General features: G+C 62.6%; 19 protein-coding genes. 13 read left to right on the plus strand and 6 right to left on the minus strand.

The window, feature by feature from the left end:
- The first annotated feature begins 10 nt into the window (after nucleotides 1–10).
- The 13 genes from LB554_RS04265 to LB554_RS04325 all read left to right on the plus strand — a co-directional run bounded on the left by LB554_RS04265 (nucleotide 11) and on the right by LB554_RS04325 (nucleotide 14,342).
- Nucleotides 11–1,552, plus strand: a complete 1,542-nt coding sequence (locus LB554_RS04265; RefSeq protein WP_015315803.1) for an amino acid permease — start codon at nucleotides 11–13, stop codon at nucleotides 1,550–1,552.
- A 96-nt stretch (nucleotides 1,553–1,648) separates the two neighbouring features.
- Nucleotides 1,649–3,019, plus strand: coding sequence for a glutamine synthetase family protein (locus tag LB554_RS04270; RefSeq protein ID WP_015315804.1), 1,371 nt, complete (start codon nucleotides 1,649–1,651; stop codon nucleotides 3,017–3,019).
- 83 nt (nucleotides 3,020–3,102) lie between these two features.
- Nucleotides 3,103–3,534, plus strand: coding sequence for a hypothetical protein (locus LB554_RS04275; RefSeq protein ID WP_015315805.1), 432 nt, complete (start codon nucleotides 3,103–3,105; stop codon nucleotides 3,532–3,534).
- Nucleotides 3,531–3,950, plus strand: a complete 420-nt coding sequence (locus tag LB554_RS04280) for a type II toxin-antitoxin system VapC family toxin (protein WP_015315806.1) — start codon at nucleotides 3,531–3,533, stop codon at nucleotides 3,948–3,950. The genes LB554_RS04275 and LB554_RS04280 overlap by 4 nt, the downstream gene beginning before the upstream one ends.
- The gene (locus LB554_RS04285) at nucleotides 3,951–5,348 is read left to right on the plus strand and encodes an aldehyde dehydrogenase family protein (protein WP_224528778.1); all 1,398 of its coding nucleotides are present in this window, start codon (nucleotides 3,951–3,953) and stop codon (nucleotides 5,346–5,348) included. It begins immediately after the preceding gene.
- Nucleotides 5,349–5,364: 16 nt separating this feature from the next.
- Nucleotides 5,365–6,537, plus strand: coding sequence for an iron-containing alcohol dehydrogenase (locus LB554_RS04290; protein WP_224583270.1), 1,173 nt, complete (start codon nucleotides 5,365–5,367; stop codon nucleotides 6,535–6,537).
- 242 nt (nucleotides 6,538–6,779) lie between these two features.
- Nucleotides 6,780–7,886, plus strand: coding sequence for an ABC transporter substrate-binding protein (locus LB554_RS04295; RefSeq protein WP_015315809.1), 1,107 nt, complete (start codon nucleotides 6,780–6,782; stop codon nucleotides 7,884–7,886).
- Nucleotides 7,887–7,950: 64 nt separating this feature from the next.
- The gene (locus tag LB554_RS04300) at nucleotides 7,951–8,868 is read left to right on the plus strand and encodes an ABC transporter permease (RefSeq protein ID WP_140619323.1); all 918 of its coding nucleotides are present in this window, start codon (nucleotides 7,951–7,953) and stop codon (nucleotides 8,866–8,868) included.
- The gene (locus LB554_RS04305; RefSeq protein ID WP_015315811.1) at nucleotides 8,865–9,656 is read left to right on the plus strand and encodes an ABC transporter permease; all 792 of its coding nucleotides are present in this window, start codon (nucleotides 8,865–8,867) and stop codon (nucleotides 9,654–9,656) included. The genes LB554_RS04300 and LB554_RS04305 overlap by 4 nt, the downstream gene beginning before the upstream one ends.
- Before the next feature lie 30 nt (nucleotides 9,657–9,686).
- Nucleotides 9,687–10,751 (plus strand): ABC transporter ATP-binding protein, encoded by a 1,065-nt coding sequence (locus LB554_RS04310; protein ID WP_015315812.1) that lies wholly within the window; start codon nucleotides 9,687–9,689, stop codon nucleotides 10,749–10,751.
- A 159-nt stretch (nucleotides 10,752–10,910) separates the two neighbouring features.
- Nucleotides 10,911–12,464 carry a cation:proton antiporter gene (locus LB554_RS04315; protein ID WP_224583273.1) on the plus strand — a complete coding sequence of 518 codons (1,554 nt, stop codon included), beginning with the start codon at nucleotides 10,911–10,913 and terminating at the stop codon, nucleotides 12,462–12,464.
- A gap of 116 nt (nucleotides 12,465–12,580) precedes the next feature.
- The gene (locus tag LB554_RS04320; protein WP_224583274.1) at nucleotides 12,581–13,489 is read left to right on the plus strand and encodes an endonuclease/exonuclease/phosphatase family protein; all 909 of its coding nucleotides are present in this window, start codon (nucleotides 12,581–12,583) and stop codon (nucleotides 13,487–13,489) included.
- 7 nt (nucleotides 13,490–13,496) lie between these two features.
- The gene (locus tag LB554_RS04325) at nucleotides 13,497–14,342 is read left to right on the plus strand and encodes an EamA family transporter (RefSeq protein WP_015315815.1); all 846 of its coding nucleotides are present in this window, start codon (nucleotides 13,497–13,499) and stop codon (nucleotides 14,340–14,342) included.
- A gap of 4 nt (nucleotides 14,343–14,346) precedes the next feature.
- On the opposite strand, the gene LB554_RS04330 is transcribed toward LB554_RS04325, so the two are convergent.
- The 6 genes from LB554_RS04330 to LB554_RS04355 all read right to left on the minus strand — a co-directional run bounded on the left by LB554_RS04330 (nucleotide 14,347) and on the right by LB554_RS04355 (nucleotide 21,123).
- The gene (locus LB554_RS04330) at nucleotides 14,347–15,582 is read right to left on the minus strand and encodes an MFS transporter (protein WP_140823105.1); all 1,236 of its coding nucleotides are present in this window, start codon (nucleotides 15,580–15,582) and stop codon (nucleotides 14,347–14,349) included.
- 72 nt (nucleotides 15,583–15,654) lie between these two features.
- The gene (locus LB554_RS04335; protein ID WP_140793310.1) at nucleotides 15,655–15,972 is read right to left on the minus strand and encodes a Dabb family protein; all 318 of its coding nucleotides are present in this window, start codon (nucleotides 15,970–15,972) and stop codon (nucleotides 15,655–15,657) included.
- Nucleotides 15,973–15,983: 11 nt separating this feature from the next.
- Entirely contained in the window at nucleotides 15,984–17,612 is a 1,629-nt protein-coding gene (locus LB554_RS04340) for a GMC family oxidoreductase (protein ID WP_224583276.1), read from the minus strand.
- A 12-nt stretch (nucleotides 17,613–17,624) separates the two neighbouring features.
- Nucleotides 17,625–18,386, minus strand: coding sequence for a 3-ketoacyl-ACP reductase (locus tag LB554_RS04345; RefSeq protein WP_224583278.1), 762 nt, complete (start codon nucleotides 18,384–18,386; stop codon nucleotides 17,625–17,627).
- On the minus strand, nucleotides 18,383–19,900 hold the full coding sequence (locus tag LB554_RS04350) for an FAD-dependent oxidoreductase (RefSeq protein ID WP_224583281.1): 1,518 nt from the start codon (nucleotides 19,898–19,900) through the stop codon (nucleotides 18,383–18,385). Before LB554_RS04350 ends, LB554_RS04345 begins: the two co-directional genes overlap by 4 nt.
- A 107-nt stretch (nucleotides 19,901–20,007) precedes the next feature.
- Nucleotides 20,008–21,123, minus strand: a complete 1,116-nt coding sequence (locus tag LB554_RS04355) for an ABC transporter ATP-binding protein (RefSeq protein WP_140721325.1) — start codon at nucleotides 21,121–21,123, stop codon at nucleotides 20,008–20,010.

Here is a 21,123-nt window from a genome sequence, read left to right on the forward strand (position 1 = left end):
GAACTCTGACATGACAACACCTGATCACTCTGACAAGTCGGAGGACACAAAAATCCTCCACAGTATGGGCTACGCCCAGGAACTAGCGCGCCGCATGAGCGGCTTCTCCAACTTCGCCATTTCCTTCTCGATCATCTGCATTCTGGCGGGCGGCATTACGTCTTTCCCGCTGGCCATGGCCACCGGCAGCGGTTTCGAGGCGACCATCGGCTGGGTCATCGGCGGCGTCTTTGCGCTCGTGGTCGCGGCTTCTCTCGGCCAGATTGGATCGGCCTATCCGACAGCCGGCGGCCTCTATCACTGGTCCTCGATCCTAGGCGGACGCGGCTGGGGCTGGGCCACGGCCTGGATCAACTTGCTCGGCCTGATCTTCGTCGTCGCTTCGGTGAATGTCGGCGTCTACCTGCTGTTTCAGGGGCTCGTTGCTGGCCCGATCTTCGGCTGGGACACATCGGCCTGGGGCTTTTGGCAACAGACGGCGGCAGTCGTCTTGATTACAGTTACCCAAGGTCTGTTCAATCATCTCGGCATCAAGACGACGACGATGTTGACCGATTTTTCCGGCTACCTCATCCTCGTTGTCGCGGTCGTGCTGACGCTGACCTTCCTGATCTGGGGCGCGCATGGCTTCGACCTCGCGCGGCTGACGACTTTCGTCAACACGACCGGCGATCTCGGTGGTGGCTATGTTCCGACGGCCCGCACCGCACTCGTGGCCTTCCTGATTGGCCTTCTCTACCCGCTTTACACGATCACCGGCTTTGACGCCTCCGCGCATACCGCCGAGGAAACGCACAATGCCCGCGTCGCTGTGCCCAGAGGCATGATCCACGCGGTCCTCTGGTCTCTCGTCTTCGGTTTCGTCATGGCGGTCTCCTTTGTCCTTGCCAGCCCCGATCTCGTGGCGACCGCCAAGGACGGCGGCAATGCCTGGTTCAACCTGTTCAACAATCTGCCGGCGCCAACCTGGCTCAAGGCTCTGCTCGGCATCGCCATCGTGCTGTCGAACTATCTGTGCGCGCTAGCAGGGCTCACTTCGACCTCGCGCATGATCTTTGCCTTTTCGCGTGACGGAGGTCTGCCGGGGTCTTCTTTATGGAAGCAGGTTTCGCCGACCTGGCGCACGCCCGTCCCAGCCATCTGGCTCGGCGTCGTTCTGTCGATCGCCGCCACGCTCTATTCGCCGGCTTTCGCGGCGCTGGCAGCCGGCTGCGCACTCTTCCTCTACGTCTCCTACGCCATGCCGATCGCGGCCGGACTTCTTGCGGAAGGAAAGAGCTGGACCGAGTTCGGGCCATTCCGGCTCGGCATCTGGTCAAAGCCGTTCGCCGTCATCACCGTGCTTGGTGTTCTGGTGTTGATGTATGCCGGCATCCAACCGCCCTTCGACATCTTGATCAACTATGCGATCGGATTGATCGTTCTGCTTGTCGTTTTGTGGTTTGCCGTCGAGAACCGCCGCTTCCAGGGGCCGCCCATCGGCGAGACGGCAATCGCCAAGCGCAGGGCGATCATCGCAGCGGCCGAAAAGGCCGTCGGCGAATCCGCCTAAACAACCAATCAAGCCGTGGCGGGTTCGCTCGCCACGGTTTTTTGTTCTCGTTCAATATGACAAGCCCGAAACGCCAAGCACTGGAGTGCCAAAGGAATGGCCGGAAGTTTCTCGTTCGATCAGTTGAAGAAAGCGGTCTCCAGCGGCGAGATCGACACGGTGCTGGCATGCATTGTCGACATGCAGGGCCGGTTGGCGGGAAAGCGGTTCCTGGCGCAATACTTCGTCGATTCCGCGCATGACGAGACGCATGGCTGCAATTACCTGCTGGCGGCCGACATCGATATGGAGCCGGTGCCGGGCTACAAGGCGGCAAGCTGGTCGAAGGGCTATGGCGACTTCGTCATGAAGCCGGACCTGGCGACGCTGCGGCGCATTCCCTGGCTGGAAAAGACGGCGCTCGTCATTTGCGACGTGCTCGACCACCACACCCATGACGACCTGCCGCATTCGCCGCGCGCCATCCTGAAGAAGCAGGTCAAGCGGCTGAGCGAGCGCGGCTATATCGGCTATTTCGCTTCCGAGCTCGAATTCTATCTGTTTAACGAAACCTACGATTCCGCCCGCAAGAAGCATTGGCAGGGGCTCGATACAGCCTCGCCCTATATTGGCGACTACCAGATCGGCATCACCACCAAGGAAGAAGGCGTCATGCGCCGGCTTCGCAACGAGATGGAAGCCGCCGGTATTCCGATCGAGAATTCCAAGGGCGAGTGGGGTCCGGGCCAGGAAGAGATCAATGTGCGCTACGCCGAGGCGCTCGACATGGCCGACCGCCACGTCATCCTGAAGAACGGCGCCAAGGAGATTGCCGAGTCCGAAGGCAAGGCGATTTCCTTCATGTCCAAGTATAATTACGGTCTCGCCGGCAATTCGAGCCACATCCACAATTCGCTGTGGAGCGCGGACGGCAAGACGCCGCTGTTCTTCGACAGACAAGCCGACTGGACCTTGTCGACGCTCGGCCAGCAATGGGCGGCCGGGCAGCTGAAATACGCCAAGGAATTCACCTGGTTCCTGGCGCCCTACATCAATTCCTACAAGCGCTTCCAGGCCGGCACTTTCGCGCCGACCAAGATCATGTGGAGCGAAGACAACCGCACCGCCGGCTTCCGCCTGTGCGGCGAGGGCACCAAGGGCATCCGCATGGAATGCCGCATCGGCGGCGCCGACCTCAATCCCTATCTCGCCTTCGCGGCGCTGATCGCGGCCGGCCTCGCCGGTATCGACGAGAAGCTGGAATTGCAGAAGCCTTTCGTCGGCGACGCCTATCAGGCTTCTCGTTTGCCGGAAATTCCAAAGACGCTGCGCGACGCGACCGAGACGCTGGCGAAATCGAAGATGCTGAAACAGGCGCTCGGCGAGGATGTGCTCGAGCACTATGTCCACACAGCGAAGTGGGAGCAGTTCGAATACGATCGGCGTATCACGGATTGGGAACTGCACAGAGGGTTCGAGCGATATTAAAGCTTTATGCAGCTTTATTGTTGACAATGTAGTTAATGTAGCTCATATGAAGGCTGCAAGCTGCAATTGTTGGGGAGTTCGCAATGTCCAAATATGCGCCGCTGAAGGAATTTCTGGTCGCCCAGAATGCCGACCGTGTGCCTATGTCGTTCGATGAGATCGAGAGCGTGCTTAGTCTGCCGTTGCCGGCATCGAAGCGATACCCCGCGTGGTGGAGCAACAATCCGAGCAACAATCCCATGACCAGGGAGTGGCTCGAGGCCGGATTCGAGACCGAATCCGTCAACGTAGGCACTGGCAAGCTTGTCTTTCGCCGCGTTCGCAAGATGCCGACCGGTGACGCCGCACCCGCTGTGCGTACGCACCGTCACCCTGGATTTGGTTTCATGAAGGGCTTGATAGCTATCGAGGCCGGGTTTGATGTCACCAAACCGTTCGATGATGAGCCTTGGGATCGGGGTTATCTGGGCGGTGAAACTCAGGCGCAGCATGGCAAACACATGATGCGCAAATGAGTGAAGAGCCGAGCCTGCTGCTGGACACGTGCGCGATGATCTTCATTGCAAACGACAGCAAAATCGACCCTCAGGCAAGCCAGGAGATTTCCGACGCGGCCTATGATGGCCGCCTCTATCTCTCGCCGATGTCAGCATGGGAGATCGGCATCGGTGTGGCCAAGGGCCGGCTCAACTTGCCCATAGCGCCGCTCGATTTCGTAGAGCGATTCATTGAGCGCATGTCCGCGAAACTCAGCGCGATTTCGCCGGCTATTCTGATCGCGTCCTCCAACTTGCCGGGTTCGCCCCATGGCGATCCCATGGATCGAATACTGATTGCCACTGCAAGGGCCTTGGACATGGTTCTTGTGACGCGAGACGAGCCCATCCTTCGCTACAGCCGCAACGGCCATCTGCGTACATTAGCCTGCTAAATGGAGCACCTTTTGGAAACCGTAGAACTCAAATCCCCCATCGACGGCTCGATCTATGCGGAGCGGCCGATCGCTACCGACCAGGCGATCAACGCCGCGGTCGAGCGTGCCAAGGCGGCGCAGGAGAAGTGGGCGCAGACGCCGATCGTCGAGCGCGGCAAGTACATGCTGGCGATGCTGGAAGCACTGGTCGCGATGACCGACGAGATCGTGCCGGAGATCGCCTGGCAGATGGGGCGTCCCGTTCGTTATGGCGGCGAGTTCGGCGGCGTCAAGGAGCGTACCAACTATATGGTCGAGATCGCGGAAGCGGCGCTCAAGTCCGTGCCGGCCGCCAACCCGAAGGACGGCTTCCGGCGCTATGTGAAGAAGGATCCGCTTGGGGTGGTCATGGTGATCGCGCCATGGAACTATCCCTATCTGACAGCGGTCAACACCATCGTGCCGGCGCTGATGGCCGGCAACGCCGTCATCCTGAAACATGCCGCGCAGACGTTGCTGGTCGGCGAGCGCTTTCAACAGGCTTTCGACAAGGCCGGCCTGCCAAAGGGCGTGTTCCAGAATGTCGTGCTCAACCATGCACAGACGGAAAAACTGCTGGGTTCCGGCAAGATCGACCATGTCAATTTCACCGGCTCGGTCGCTGGCGGCCGTGCCATCGAAAAGGCGGCGGCAGGCACCTTCATGACGCTTGGGCTCGAACTCGGTGGCAAGGATCCGGCCTATGTGCTGCCCGACGCCAAGATGGACCATGCCGTGGCCAATCTGGTCGACGGCGCCTTCTTCAATTCCGGCCAGTGCTGCTGCGGCATCGAACGCGTCTATGTGCACGAAAAAGTCTATGACGAGTTCGTCGAAGGCTTCATCGCCGAGACCAGGAATTATGTCGTCGGCAATCCGCTGGAGCAGGCGACGACGATGGGACCGATGGCGCAGGCGCGCTTTGCCGACCTGATCCGCGAGCAGAAGGCCGAAGCGCTGCGCAAGGGTGCCAAGGCGCACATCGACATGAAGGTGGCTAACGACAAGGCCGGCTCGCCTTACCTGGCGCCGGAGGTGTTGACGCAAGTCGACCATCAGATGAGCGTCATGCGTGAGGAAAGCTTTGGCCCGATCGTCGGCATCATGAAGGTGCGCAACGATGAGGAGGCGATAGCTTTGATGAACGACAGCCCCTACGGGCTGACGGCCTCGATCTGGACGCGCGACACCGAGCATGCGGTGGCGATCGGCGACCGCGTCGAGACCGGCACGGTGTTCATGAACCGCTGCGACTATCTCGATCCCGCGCTGGTCTGGACCGGCGTCAAGGACACCGGCAAGGGCGTTGCCCTGTCGGCGCTGGGCTATGACAATCTGACCCGGCCGAAATCCTTCCATCTGCGTGAAGCCATCTAATTTTCGAAAGACAAAAATGTCCAAGCTCATCTCCAAATGGAACTACCCCACCACCGTTCGGTTCGGTGCCGGGCGCATCAAGGAACTGCCGGAGGTGCTCGCGGCCACCGGCATCAAGCGGCCGCTTTTCGTCACCGATCCGGGATTGGCGAAACTGCCGGTCGTCGCCTCGACGCTCAGGATTCTCGACGAGGCCAAGGTGCCCTATGGCGTGTTCTCCGAGGTGAAGCCGAACCCGGTCGAGTCCAACCTCACCGCTGGCATCGCGGTGTTCAAGAAGGGCAAGCATGACGGCGTCATCGCCTTCGGGGGCGGCTCGGCGCTCGACCTGGGCAAGCTGATCGCCTTCCAGGCCGGCCAAGTCAGGCCGGTCTGGGACTTCGAGGATGTCGGCGACTGGTGGACGCGCGCCAACTCCGACGCCATCGCGCCGATCATCGCGGTGCCGACCACCGCCGGCACCGGCTCGGAGGTCGGCCGCGCCGGCGTCATCACCAACGAGGAGACGCATACCAAGAAGGTCATTTTCCATCCGAAGTTGTTGCCGGCGATCGTCATCGCCGATCCGGAGCTTTCGGCCGGCATGCCTTCCTTTATCACCGCCGGCACTGGCATGGACGCGCTTGCCCATTGCCTCGAAGCCTATTGCGCACCGGGCTACCATCCGATGGCCGACGGCATTGCCGTCGAAGGCATACGCCTGGTGTTCGAGAACCTGCCGAAGGCTTATGCCAATGGCAAAGATCTCGTCGCCCGCGCCCACATGATGAGCGCGGCCGCCATGGGCGCCGCGGCCTTCCAGAAGGGGCTGGGTGCCATCCACTCGCTGTCGCATCCGATCGGCGCGCTCTATGACACCCATCATGGCATGACGAATGCCGTGTTCATGCCATATGTGCTGGCCTTCAATCGCGACTCCATCGAGGAGCGTATCGCCCGGCTCGCCGCCTATTGCGGCATCAAGGGCGGTTTCGACGGCTTCGCCAAGGCTGTTATCAAGCTGCGCAAGGAGTTGAAGGTGCCGCACGCGCTGCCGGGCCTGATCAAGGGGCTCGACATGGACAAGAAGCGCAAGGGCCTGATCGCCGACATGGCGGTGGTCGATCCGACGGCCGGCGGCAACCCGGTCAAGCTGACCAAGAAGGCGGCGCTGACACTGCTCGAAAACGCCATCGCCGGGACGGTCTGAGGCCGGTTCCTGGATGCGGAAGTTGATCGGAAACGAGGGGAAAGGAGAGGGGAAGGGGCGATATAGGGGCGGATTAATGATTAGCCGGAAAATTAAGTGATGGCTAATTGCTACAGTCCGTTAAAAAGAGTTAACTTTTCACGCTGCGAGGCGCCGGTTTCACAAAGCTTTCATCTGGCTGTCACACGAAAACGATACCGCATCGCAGACGTCCAACGGCGTCAGTTCAATGGAGAGAACACATGTTCAAATTCACGGGGAAAGTGCTTTCCCTTTCGGCCGCGACCCTGATGGTGTCGTCGGTGATTTCGTCCGCCGCTTCGATGGACGATCTCATCAAGGCCGCCAAGGCCGAAGGCCAGCTCACCACGATCGCCTTGCCGCATGACTGGTGCGGTTACGGCGACGTCATCGCCGGCTTTAAGGCGAAGTATCCGGAAATCACCGTCAACGAACTCAACCCCGACGCCGGCTCCGGCGACGAAGTCGAGGCGATCAAGGCCAACAAGGACAACAAGGGCCCGCAGGCTCCTGATGTCATCGACGTCGGCCTGTCCTTCGGCCCGACCGCCAAGGCCGATGGCCTGTTGATGCCATACAAGGTGTCGACCTGGGACTCGATCCCGGACAGCGCCAAGGATGCCGATGGCGCCTGGTACGGAGACTATTATGGCGTTCTCTCGTTCATGGTGAACAAGGACCTGATCAAGGAGTCGCCGAAGGACTGGGCCGATCTCCTCAAGCCCGAATTCGCCAACGCGGTCGCCGTTGCCGGCGATCCGCGCGCTTCGAACCAGGCCATCCAGGCCGTCTACGCCGCGGGCCTTTCCGGTGGCGCGGCTGCTGGTGAAGCCGCTGGCACCGCCGGCCTCGACTTCTTCAAGAAGCTCAACGCCGCCGGCAATTTCGTGCCGGTCGTCGGCAAGCCGGCAACGCTTGCCCAGGGCCAGACCCCGATCCTGATCAACTGGGACTACAACGCGCTCGCCGGTCGCGACACGCTGAAGGGCAACCCGCCCGTCGACGTCATCGTGCCGAAGACCGGCGTTGTCGCTGGCGTTTACGTGCAGGCGATCAGCGCGTTCGCGCCGCATCCGAATGCAGCCAAGCTGTGGATGGAATATCTCTATTCCGACGAAGGCCAGATCGGCTGGTTGAAGGGCTATTGCCACCCGATCCGCTTCAACGATCTTGCCAAGAACGGCAAGATCCCCGCGGACGTTCTGGCCAAGCTGCCGCCGGCGGAATCCTACGCCTCGGCTGCCTTCCCGACGCTCGACGAGCAGGGCAAGGCGAAGGAGACCATCAGCAAGAACTGGGACGCCGTTGTCGGCGCCAACGTCAAGTAAGGCTTGAAATCCACCGGGCGGCCGCGAGGCCGCCCGGTTTCCCCTCGAAGACGGTAGCCGGCGCATGACCGATCTTACGCTTTCAAATCAGTCCGTCACCACCAAGCCCGCGCCGCCGAACGAGGCGACCACTTTCCGCTTTCCGATGCAGTGGATTGGCGTGGCGCCTTTCTTCATCTTTGTCCTGATGTTCCTGATCCTGCCGACGATCTATCTCGTCCTGGGCGCTTTCCAGAATGGCGACGGTCAGCTGACGCTTGATAATATACTGCAGCTGGTCAGCGATCCCTCGATCAGCGCTTCCTACTGGGTTTCGATCAAGATCAGTTTCTGGTCGGCGGTCATCGGTGCCTTTGCCGGGCTCGCGATTGCCATCGCCATCGTGCGCGGCGGGCTTCCTAACTGGACCCGCTCGGCGACCTTGACTTTTTCGGGCGTCGCCTCGAATTTCGCCGGCTTGCCACTGGCCTTCGCCTTCCTGGCGACCCTCGGCCGCGTCGGCATCGTCACGACGCTTCTGCGTGACGTTCTCAATGTCAACATCTACGCGATGGGTTTCAATTTCCTCACGACATCGGGTCTGATCGCGGTCTATCTGTTCTTCCAGATTCCGCTGATGGTGGTCATCATCGTGCCGGCCATCGACGGCTTGAAGAAGGAATGGGGCGAGGCCGCCGCCACACTCGGGGCCACCCAGTCGCAGTATTGGCGCATGGTGGTCATCCCGGTCTTGTGGCCGAGCTTCCTCGGCACCGTTATCCTGTTGTTCGCCAATTCCTTCGGCGCCATCGCCACGGCTTATGCGTTTGCCGGCCCGGCACTCAACATCGTTCCTATCAAGCTCTATTCGCAGATCAACGGCGACGTGCTGCACAACCCGCAGCTCGGCTATGCCATCGCCTTCGGCATGATCGTCATCACGGGCTTGGCTAACGTCTTCTACATCTGGTTCCGGACCCGGTCCGAAAGGTGGCTCAAATGAAGTCGGGCAAATTCTGGGCCTGGGTCGTCTTCATTGTCGGCGCGGCCTATTTCTTCATTCCGCTGATGGCGACTGTCGAGTTCTCGTTGCGCATGCGCCGCGGCGTCCATTCCTTCGATGCCTACCAGATCGTGCTGGGCGACGCTCGCTTCCAGTCGACCTTCCTGTATTCGGTGGTAGCGGCCGTCTTCACCATCATCCTCGGCGTGCTGATCGTGGTGCCGGCGGCATACTGGATCCGGCTGCGCCTGCCGCAGCTCAGGCCGATCGTCGAATTCATCACGCTGTTGCCGCTGGTCATTCCGGCCATCGTCATCGTGTTCGGCTATATCAGGATGTACGGCTCGAATTCCCCGCTGCCGTTCCTGGGCAGCAATATGGGCGCCAATGCGCTGCTGGTGATCGGCTATGCGACGCTGGCTCTGCCCTACATGTATCGCGCCGTCGATACGGGGCTGCGCACCATCGATGTGCGGACATTGACCGAAGCAGCGCAGATCCTGGGCGCCGGCTGGGGCACGATCATTGGCCGGGTGATCCTGCCCAATGTCCTGATCGCCGTGCTGTCGGGCGCCTTCCTGACCTTCGCCATCGTCATCGGCGAGTTCACCATGGCGAGCCTTCTCAACCGTCCGGCCTTTGGCCCGTATCTGCAAAACGTCGGCGCCAACCGCGCCTATGAACCGGCAGCCCTTGCCATCATCGCCTTCGCCATTACCTGGGGCTGCATGTCGCTCATCCAGATCCTGTCTCGCTTCGCGCCGAAATCGGCGAACCGCCCGAATTGATCGAAAAGCACTGACCTGAGAGAAAAAGCCATGGCCGAGCCATTCCTGTCCATCCAGCATGTGCGAAAGTCCTACGGGTCCAACACCGTGGTGCAGGATTTCAGCCTCGACGTCGAGCCGGGCGAGTTCGTCTCGTTCCTGGGGCCATCCGGATGCGGCAAGACGACGGTGCTGCGCATGGTCGCCGGCTTCGAGGAGCCGTCGGCCGGCAAGATCGTCGTCGCCGGCAAGGACATCACGCGGCTGAAGCCCAACCAGCGCAACGTCGGCATGGTGTTCCAGGCCTATGCGCTATTCCCGAACCTGACGGTGGCGCAGAACATCGCTTTCGGGTTGAAGGTTGCCGGCATGCCGAAGGCCGACGCGGACAAGCGCGTCGCCGAGATGCTCGACATGATCAGGCTGCCGCAGATGGCGGACCGCTATCCCTACCAGCTCTCCGGAGGCCAGCAGCAGCGCATCGCGCTGGCGCGTGCTATCGCGCCGAAACCAAAGCTCCTGCTGCTCGACGAGCCGCTGTCGGCGCTGGACGCCAAGGTGCGCGTGTCGCTGCGCGAAGAAATCCGCTCGATCCAGAAGAAGCTCGGCATCACCACCATCTTCGTGACCCATGACCAGGAAGAGGCGCTGTCGATCTCCGACCGCATCGCCGTCATGTATGGCGGCAAGGCCGAGCAGGTCGCGACGCCGTTCGAGATCTACAACCGGCCAGCGACCAAGTTCGTCGCCAATTTCGTCGGCACGCTGAACGTGCTCGAAGGCAAGGTCACCGACGCCGCCTCCGGCAAGGTGCAGGTCAACACGCAGGAAGTCTCGCTCAAGGGCAAGCTCAACGGCTCGAAGTCCGGCGACACGCTGTCTCTGGCGCTGCGACCCGAGGCGATTTCGCTCGGCCGCCAGCCCGGCCGCGACTCCAGCCTGACCGGAGAGATTTCCGAAGTGCACTTCCTCGGCTCGGTTATCCGGGTCCGTGTCGGCATCGGCGGCAACACGGTCTCGCTCGACACGTTCAACAACTCCGCCACCCCGCCGCCCGCAGTCGGGGAGAAGGCCGAGATTTCGTTCTCGTCGAGCGATATGCTGGTGCTGCACTAGGTAGTCCGCTGTCGGAAGGCGCTCCCAAACGGGCGCTCCAGCCGTCGGGATTTCTCATGCTGTCGGCGGACGACACGGCCCGTGCCAGAGGTGTCCCTGTTGTTTCACGACCATGACTTTGGCACTGCCAATCGCCTCGTTCGGCGGCTACGATAGAGCATGGCTCTTTTCGAACTGACGCTTATCCTTCTGTTGATTGCAGTCGCGCTGACGGCGCTGTCGCGGCGGCTGCAAGTTCCTTATCCGTCGCTGCTGGCGCTGGCGGGCGCGGGCATCGCCTTCCTGCCCGGCATGCCCACCATCGAAATCGACCCGGAACTGGCGCTGGCCCTGTTCATCGCGCCGGTGCTGCTCGACGCCGCCTATGACACCTCGTTGCGCGATCTCAATCGCAACCGGCTGCCGCTCGCCCTGCTGGCCTTGGGGGCGGTCGTTTTCACCACCGCAGTGGTTGCGCTGCTCGGCTGGAAGATGGCAGGCCTGCCGATCGCCGCGGCCGTCGCCCTTGGCGCCATCGTAGCGCCGCCCGATGCCGTCGCGGCGTCGGCCGTGCTCGGACAATTCAAGGTGCCGCACCGCATCACCACCATCCTGCAAGGCGAGAGCCTGCTCAACGATGCAACCGCGCTGCTGATCTACCGTATCGCTGTCGCCGCCGCACTCGGTCCGTTCCTGTTGAGCAGCGCCGCGCCCATGGTCGTCTTGTCGACCGTTGGTAGCCTGGTGGCCGGCTATGTACTCGGTCGGCTGTCGCTTGCCACGCTGAGCCGCATCGAGGACGCGGCCAGCGGTACCGTGGTGCAGTTCGCCGGCACGTTCGGTGTCTGGATCCTGGCGGACAGGTTGGGTCTCTCGGCGATCATCACCATCGTCGTCTACGCCATGACCATCGCGCGGACCGCGCCACGCCGAATGTCGGCGAGAAAGCGTGTCAGTTCCTATTCGGTCTGGGAGACGGCGGTGTTCGTGCTCAACGTGCTGGCCTTCGTGCTGATGGGTCTGCAGGCGCGGTCGATCGTCGGACGGCTCGCCGGTACGGGAGAGCTCGACGCATTCGTCTTTGCCGCGGCTGTGCTGGCGGTCGTCATCGTTTCGCGCCTGATCTGGGTGCTGGGCTGCGGTGCAGTCATCAGGTGGTTTGCCCGCTTTGGCGGCGCCGAGCATCAGCCGGATACGCCGTCCTTTCGCGGCGGCGTGCTCATCGGCTGGTGCGGCATGCGGGGACTGGTAACCCTTGCCGCGGCATTCGCCTTGCCGGTCGAATTTCCTGCTCGCGACCCGATCGTGCTCGCCGCCTTCACGGTCGTGCTCGGCACCCTGGTGCTGCAAGGAATGAGCCTGAAGCCGCTGCTGCGCGTCCTGAAGCTGGATCCCGACGAAACGGTCGACCGGGAGGTAGCGAAGGCGCGCGTCGTGGTCATGCAGGCCGCGCTTGATGTATTGAGCGGCAAGACCTCGAGCGCCGCAGCCGCGGTGCGCGAGCAATATGCCGCCCAGCGCAAGATCGCCAAAAATCCCGAGGATGCCCAGGCCGCGACCGAATATGACAGGCTGCGTCTCTATGCCATCAAAAGCCAGCGCGATGCCCTGGAGGAGCTGCGCCGCAACGGCACCATCGGTGACGAAGCCTATCACCGTCTGGAGGAAGAGATCGACTGGACGGAACTTGCGGCATCGCCGGCAGGCCGGTTCCAGCCGCTGACCACCGACTAGCAGATACCGCGTCTCGGCCGCTGCCCTGCTGGCCCAAGCCCCGTCCGTCCTCCTGCACATTGCAAGCGATCGGCCGAACCGTTACTGCCAACGTCGAAAAGTGAGCCGGATAAGCAATGAAGCTGGTCAGCTACAACATCCAGTACGGATTCGGCAGCGACGGGCGCTACGATCTTTCGCGTGCGGCACGCCTTGTCGCCGGCGCCGACATCATCGCCTTGCAGGAGGTCGAGCGGCACTGGCAACGCAGCGATTTCGACGACCAGCCGGAGCGGCTTTCGCAATTGCTGCCTGGGTATCACTGGGTCTACGGCCCAGCCTTCGACATGGATGCCAGCGAGCTGCGCGACGGCCGTCTGGTCAATCGCCGCCGGCAGTTCGGCACCATGGTTATGTCGAAGCTGCCGATCGTCTGGTCGCGACTGCACGCGCTGCCGATGCGCCGCACGCTGCGGCCGCTCAACACCCGCAACGCCGCCCTCGAATGCATGATCCGCACGCCGGCCGGGCCGGTCAGGGTGCTGTCGCTGCATCTCGCGCACATCGCGGCGGAAGAGCGGCTGGAGCAGATCGATTATCTCATGGCCGAGCACCGCCGGGTACCATCGGAAGGCGGACCGTGGAGCGGCGCGGACGACGAACCTTCGCGTAACTGGACACATGGGGAAGTCGAGCCGGAAAATCCGCTGGCGACGATCTGGATGGGCGATTTCAACATGGAACCCGGCAGCGCCGAATATCGCCGCATTGTCGGCAGCACGCCCTATCATCGGGGCGCTGCCTATCTCGACGGCTTCGTCGATGCCGCTTCTGTCGCCAGCGAGCCGGTAGCGGATTTCCATACGCATGAGAAGATCATCGACGGCAGACTGGCAAAGCGCCGGCTTGACCATTGCTTCGTCGGCGGCATGTTAGCCGGGCGTGTGCGTTCGGTTGGATCAGACATGGGCGAGGTGGCTTCCGACCACTTCCCGGTCCGGGTCGACATCGATCTCGAGACGCCCTTCGGCTTGGGAGGTCGATGAGCTCCCCATGACGCTTTTCGTCTTCTTCGCGGTGCTTGCCGCGGCCGCCATGCACGCGATCTGGAACGCACTGGTCAAGGTGCATCTCGACCGTTTTCTGTCGATCACGCTGATGACGCTCGGCATGGGCACTGCTGCCATCGTCGTGCTGCCATTCGTCGAGATGCCGAAGGCGGAGGTCTGGCCCTACATCATCGCTTCGGTGATCTTCCACATGGGCTATCGCACCTTCCTGATCGGCGCCTACCAGGCCGGCGATTTCGCCCAGACCTACCCGCTGGCGCGTGGCACGGCACCCCTGCTGGCCGCGATTGGCGGCATGTTCGTCGTCGCCGAAGTGCCGGCGCCGCTTGCCATCCTTGGCATCCTGCTGTTGTCGGCCGGCACGCTGGTGATGTCGTTTCGCGGTGGCGCGCATCTGGAGAAGCTGAATCTGCGCGCGGTCGGCTATGCGCTGGGCACGTCGATCTTCATCGCCAGCTACACGCTGTCCGACGGCAGCGGCGCGCGGCTGGCGGCAACGGCGCAGAGCTATGCCGCCTGGCTGTTCATCTGCGATGCATTTGGGGCGCTGGTGCTGTGCCTCGTTTTCCGAGGGCCCAAGGCGCTGCCCGTTCTGGCGCGCGACTGGAAAACGGGACTGTTCACCGGTGTGCTTTCCGGCGCCGCCTACTGGATCGTCATGTGGGCGATGACCAAGGCGCCGATCGCCTCGGTGGCGTCGCTGCGCGAGACCTCGATCCTGTTTGCCATGATGATCTCGGTCTACGCCCTCGGCGAGAAGATGACAGGCTGGCGCGGCGCTGCCGCGCTCAGCATTGTTGCGGGCGTCATCGCGTTGAGGATGGGTTGACCTCTCAGCCGAGCACCGTCATTACCTGGCCGCGCCGCTCCGGACTGAAGCGGATGACGACGATGATGCAGACGGCGACCACACCGGCAAAAAGCGCCAGCGCATAGCCATAGCTGCCGCCGGGGGCTTCGGCGATCCCGGCCTGATATGGACCGCCATAGGAAGCGGCGAGATTGCCGGCCTGGTAGATGAAGCCGGGCAAGGTGGCGCGCACCGCACCCGGCGAAAGCTCGTTGAGGTGGACCGGGATGACGCCCCAGGCGCCCTGGACCGCGACCTGCATGACGAAGGCGCCGATGGCCAGCATGAACGGCGTTGAACTGTAGGCCCATAGCGGGATCGCCGGCAAGGCGATGATGCAGGCGAGTGTAATGGCGTTGACGCGGCCGATCTTCTCCGACAGCGCACCGAATGCCAGGCCGCCGACGATGGCGCCGATGTTGGCAACGATGGTGATCCAACTCACCGTATGTGGATCGAAGCCGTGCTGCTTCTTCAGGAAGGTCGGATAGAGATCCTGCGTGCCATGGCTGAAGAAGTTGAAGAACATCATCAGCACGACGGCATAGAGCGCGACGCCCCAGTGCTTCTGCAAAGTCTCCAGCATCCCCGGTCGAGCGGTTTTCTGTGCCTCGACGAAGGCAGGAGATTCCGGCACATGCGAGCGGATGAACAGGACGACCAGCGCCGGGACGAAGGAGAGCAGGAACATGGCGCGCCAGCCGATCGTGTAGCCGCCGATCGTCTGCTGGTAGAGCAGGCCATAGACCACCGCCGCCAGCAGGTAGCCGGCCGGATAGCCGCATTGCAGGATGCCCGAGACGATGCCGCGGGCGCTCGGCGGGACGGATTCCATGGCGAGTGAACTGCCGAGGCCCCATTCGCCGCCCATGGCGATGCCGAACAGCGCGCGCAGCGCCAGGAAGATGCCGAGATTGGGCGAGAAGGCGGCGAGCGCCCCGATCACCGAATAGCTGACGATATTGAGCATGAGAATGGGCTTGCGCCCGTATTTGTCGGCTAGCATGCCAAAGAAGAACGCGCCGATGAAGCGCGTGGCCAAGGTCAGGAACAGTGCCTTTGAGACTGCCGGGACATCCGTCTGGAATTCAGTCGCAATATCGGTGAGCAGGAATGTCAGAAGGAAGAAATCGAAAGCATCGAGCGTCCAGCCCAGGAATGAGGCCAGGACGGTTTTCTTCTGCTCGGTAGTGAGGTTCAAGGCGTCCTCCTTTTGCATCCCCAAAGGAACGATATGTCGCCCTGTCGGCAAAAGAGAACAGCGATCAGCCGGCTTTCGAAAGGCGGGCGGTCACTTTTTCGTAAGATCGAGATCGAAGACCATCAATCCGTCCGTGCCGCCTTCGAGAGCCGCGACCAGGCGAGCGCCGGCACGCTGATGCGCCTCATGCACGAGATAGGCGTCGCGCGCCGCGGCATCGCGGAAATCGATGGTGAAGCCATGGGTGAACCCGCGCGCGAAAGGCTCTGGGCTGACATTGGTGCTGAACTGGACGGTGTCCATGCCTTCGACCACCTGTCGCAACGCCTCGAGGCCGGCGTGGATGGCCGTGCGCTCGGTCGACGACACATCGCTACGAAATCTGGCGAAAACGCAGTGCCTGATCATTTTACCACTCCCTAAGCAGCACGATTGCCGGAAAACACCGCCGGCGGCAGCGGCTCGCGGCCGAGGATCAGGTCGGCACCCTTTTCGCCGACCATGATCGTCGGCGCATTGGTGTTGGAGGAAGGCACGCGCGGCATCACAGACGCATCGCAGACGCGCAGCCCCTCGATGCCGCGCAGTCTCAGGTCCGGCGTCACCACCGCCATCTCATCATGGCCCATGCGGCAGGTGCCGACAGGATGGTGATCGGTCTTGGAGGTGCGGCAGGCATAGTCGATCAGCTCATCGTCGCTGGCGAGCGACGGGCCGGGCAGCACCTCGCGCAGCACGTAAGGGGCAAGCGCCTTCTGCCGCATGATCTCGCGCGCCAGCCGCAGCCCTCTCAGCGACATGTCGCGGTCATAAGGATCGGACCAGTAGTTGGGGTCGATCAGCGGGTGGTCGGCGGGATCAGCGCTTTTCAGCCGCACCGTGCCGCGTGAGCGCGGGCGCAGGAAGGCCGAGTTCAAGGTGACGCCTGGGTTTTTCAGCTTCTCGACGCCAGCCTCGATGCCGGAGCCAAGACCCAGATGGAACTGGATATCGGGCGAGGCGGCGGTCGGGTCGGCGTACCAGAAGCCGCCGGTCTCGAACAGGCTGGACGCCACCGGCCCCTTCTTCAACAGCAGATATTGCAGGCCAGCCCAGGCCGTGCGGTGCAGCTTGGCATAATTGTCATAGGTGTGGTCGCCGGTGCATTCGGCGATGACGAACAGGTCGAGATGGTCCTGCATGTTGGAGCCGACGCCGGGCAGGTCATGCACCGGCGTGACGCCGACCGATTTCAGATGGTCGGCCGGGCCGATGCCCGACTGCATCAAAAGCTTAGGCGAACCGATGGCGCCGGACGAGACGATCACCTCGCGGTCGGAGCGCAGGATTTTTGTTTCGCCGCCCGGCCTGTCGACCACCTCGACGCCGATGGCGCGACCGTTCTCGACGACGATGCGGGTGACCAGTACGTCGGTCCTGACGGTGAGGTTCTTGCGAGCGCGGATCGGCCTGAGATAGGCGACCGAGGCGGAGGAGCGCCGGGCATCCTTCTGGGTCAGCTGGTAATAGCCGACGCCTTCTTGGGCAGCGCCGTTGAAATCCGGATTGAAGGGAATGCCCATCTCCTGGCCGGCGCGGAAATAGGCTTCGCAGATCGGCAGCGGCGCAATCGGGTTCGAGACGCCGAGCGGGCCCTGGTCGCCGTGGAAATCGTTGGCGTAGCGCTGGTTGTTTTCGGCCCGTTTGAAATAGGGCAGCACGTCGCGGTAGCCCCAGCCGGCCAGCCCTTCCTCCTTCTCCCAGGCGTCGTAGTCGCGCGCATTACCGCGCGTGTAGATCTGGGCGTTGATTGAGGAGCCGCCGCCGACCACCTTGGCCTGCGTGTACCAGAAGACGCGGTCGTTCATGTTTCTCTGCGGCACCGTCGACCAGCCCCAGGACGCAATGCCCTTGGTCATCTTGGCAAAGCCCGCCGGCATGTGGATATAGGGATGCCAATCCTTGCCACCGGCTTCGAGCAGCAGCACGGAATTGGAGGGATCCTCGCTCAGCCGGTTGGCCAGCACGCAGCCGGCAGGGCCGGCGCCCACGATGATGTAGTCGGTCATTGTCTCATCCGTTCATAGCCGAGGCACGGAAAGCGCGCCGTCGACATTGATGATCGAGCCGGTCGAAAAGCCCAGTCTCCCGGCAGCGAGCGCGGCCACCATGGCGCCGATGTCGGACGCTTCGCCCCAGCGTTTCGCCGGCACCAGGCCGCTGTCTATCAAAGCGTCGTATTTGGCGGTCACGCCCGCCGTCATGTCGGTGCGGATAATGCCCGGCCGCAGCTCGAACACGCCGATTTTTTCCGGGGCGAGCCTGAGCGCCAGATTCTTCACCCACATCGAAAGCCCTGCCTTCGACATGCAATATTCGGAGCGTTCCGGCGAGGCCATCTCGGCGCTGACCGATGTGATGGTGATGATCGATTTCGCATCATCGCTGGGCTGGCGGAGCATCGCCTTGGCGACCGCCTGGCTGAGGAAGACGGTGCCCCGCAGGTTGACGCCGAGCGCGCGGTCGAAATTGTCGGGTTTGAGGTCCAGCAGGTCGCCCCGCACCACGGCGCCGACGCCGGCATTGTTGACCAGGCAATCGATGCGGCCGAACGCGCGCATGGCAGAGTCGACGAGGGCGGCGTGGGCGGAAAGATCGGCGATGTCGCAGCCGAAATAGCCGAACTTCGCGCCGCGCGCGGTTATGTCAGCGGCGAGCTCGCCTGCGGCTGTTTGGGCAAGGTCAGCGACGAGAATGTCGAAGCCGGCGTCGGCCAGCGCTTCGGCGCAGGCAAGGCCGATGCCGCGCGCGCCGCCTGTGACGATGGCCGCCGGGCGGGTCATGCGGCGAGGTCCGTCTTGCGGATGTGTTCGGCGACACGCAGCGCCTGAGCGGCGATCGACAGCGCCGGGTTCACGGCGGCCGAGTTCGGCAGAAAACCGGCGTCGACGACGAACAGGTTCCGGTGATCGAAGGCACGGCACAACGGATCGAGCGGCGACGTCGCCGGATCTTCTCCGATTTTCACCGTGCCGCACTGGTGCGAGGGCGTGCGTTTGTCGAAAGGGCGCGACAGCACCAGGGGATAGCCGCAGGCGCGAAAATTCTCGCGCATCACCTTGGTCAGCCCGTCGAGCGACTGCATGTTGGAGCGCCGCCATTGCATGACGATGTCCTTGCCGTCGGCCATGATGCGGCTTTCGGGATCTGGCAGGTCCTCGCACATCAGGTACCAGTCGACCGCATGGCCGGCCATGAAATCGAGCGCGAATTTCGGCACTCGTTTCACATTGGCCTTGAGCATGTTGCCGTCGATCTTGCCGAGAAGCTGGACATTGCCGAGCGGTTTGCCGCCCTTGCCGTCGGAGAGGTAATAATCGTTGAGCATCAGCGTCTTCTGGTAGACGGCATCGTTCCGGCGGCGCGGATCGATCGCCAGCATGGCGCTCGAATTGTGGTTCATGAAGTTGCGGCCGACCTGGTCGGAGCGGTTGGCCAGGCCCTTGCCGCCCCCCTTGCCATTGCTGGGTGAGGGCGAGCGCAGCAGGATGACCGCTGAATTGACCGCGCCTGCCGACAGGATGACCAGTTTTGGCGACAGCTTTTTCAGCTCGCCGCTCTGGCGGTAATGAACCGCTGATATGGTTTTTCCGTCCGGAGCAGTCTCGAGATATTCGACATGGGCGCCGGTTTCGAGCTTGATGTTCGGATCGTTCAGTGCCGCCGCCAGCGGTGCGGTCTGGGCGTCCATCTTTCCCTGGCCAGTGTTCGGAAAAGCGTCCCAGCCGGTCCTGCCTTCCCTGAGCCAGGTGTCGATATCGACGCCGAGCGGCAGCGAGGCCGGATGCAGGCCCAGCCCCTTGAGCTCGGCGCGGGCACGGGCGATCGGCGCCTCGTCCGGCACAGGCTTATAGGCATAGGGGATCGAGTGGAACGGCTCGGTCGGGTCCTCGCCAAGCGTGCCGCGCACGCGGAACAGCTGCTCTGCCCTGGAATACCAAGGCTCGAATTCGTCATAGGAAAACGGCCAGGCCGGCGAGACGCCGCCGAAGTGCTCCATGGCGGAGAAATCCTCTTTGCGGTAGCGGATCAGCACCGCGCCGAAGAATTTCGAATTGCCGCCGACATAGTAGTAATTGCCCGGGTTGAATGCGGCGCCACCGGCCTCACGCCACATCTCCTTCGGCCGGTAGTGGCCATCAACGAAAATCGAGCGCGTGTCGCGTGCATGCGGCGTTGCCGGCAGCGGCTCGCCGCGTTCCAGTATCAGGATCGAGGCGCCGCTGCCGGCCAGGCCGGAGGCGATCGTGGCGCCGCCGATGCCGGAGCCGATGATGACGATATCCGGGTTTGTCATGGCCTAAAGCGCGCCGCTTTTGAATGGACACATGCGACGCGCTTTAGGTCTATTGTCTTGATGCATGTCGTTGCCCCAAAACCGAACCCACTTTTGGGCGACGCGCATTAGCGAATACGGCTCTCGGTCGCCGGATCGAAGAACACCGCCTTGGTCAGGTTGAAGGCGAGCGGCGTGTTGGTGCCGGGCTGGATGTTGGCATCTGCGCGCAGCCGCGCCACCACGCCTTTGCCGCCGAGGTTGGTGACGGCGAAGGTATCGGAACCGGCCGGCTCCACCACCTCGATATGGCAATCGGCGGTGGCGATTTGCGAGGCGTTGCGCTCCGCGCCTTCCGGATCGGTGAGCGCCTCGGGGCGAACGCCGAAGATGACCGGCTTGCCCTTGAACGCCGACAATCCGGCCGGGGCGTTGGCCATCGGCAGAGTGATCGGCTGGCGTGCCTCGCGATCGAGCACGACGGCCAGGTCGCTGCCATTGCCGTCGATGGTCGCCGGGATCAGGTTCATCGCCGGCGAACCCATGAAGTCGGCGACGAAGACATTGCTGGGGTTGTTGTAGATCTCGGCCGGCGTGCCGAATTGCTGCACCTCGCCATCGCGCATGACGGCGATTTTGGTCGCCAGCGTCATCGCCTCGATCTGGTCGTGGGTGACATAGACGATGGTTGTGCCGGTGGTGGCATGGAGGCGCTTGATCTCGATGCGCATGTCGACGCGCAGCTTGGCGTCGAGATTGGACAGCGGCTCGTCGAACAGGAACAGCTTGGGGTCGCGCACCAGCGCCCGGCCCATGGCGACGCGCTGGCGTTGGCCGCCCGAAAGCTGGCTCGGCTTGCGGTTCAGCAGATGGCCAATCTGCAGCACCTTGGCCACCTTGTCGATCGCCTTCTGGCGTTCGTCGGTCGGCACGCCGCGCATCTCCATGCCGAAGGAGATGTTCCCGGCGACCGTCATGTTGGGGTAGAGCGCGTAGCTCTGGAATACCATGGCGATGTCGCGCTTGGACGGGTGCAGATCTGTGATGGTGCGGCCATCGACGCGGATATCGCCGGAGGTGATGGTCTCCAGTCCGGCGATGGTGTTGAGCAAGGTGGATTTGCCGCAGCCGGAAGGGCCGACCAGCACCAGGAAGCCGCCCTTTTCCAGTTCGAGATTGATCCCCTTCAGGATCTCGACCTGGCCGAAACGCTTCCTCAGACCATCAATTTCCAGAAAAGCCAT

It is taken from the genome of Mesorhizobium sp. CO1-1-11, from assembly GCF_020164995.1.
Classification (GTDB): domain Bacteria; phylum Pseudomonadota; class Alphaproteobacteria; order Rhizobiales; family Rhizobiaceae; genus Mesorhizobium; species Mesorhizobium australicum.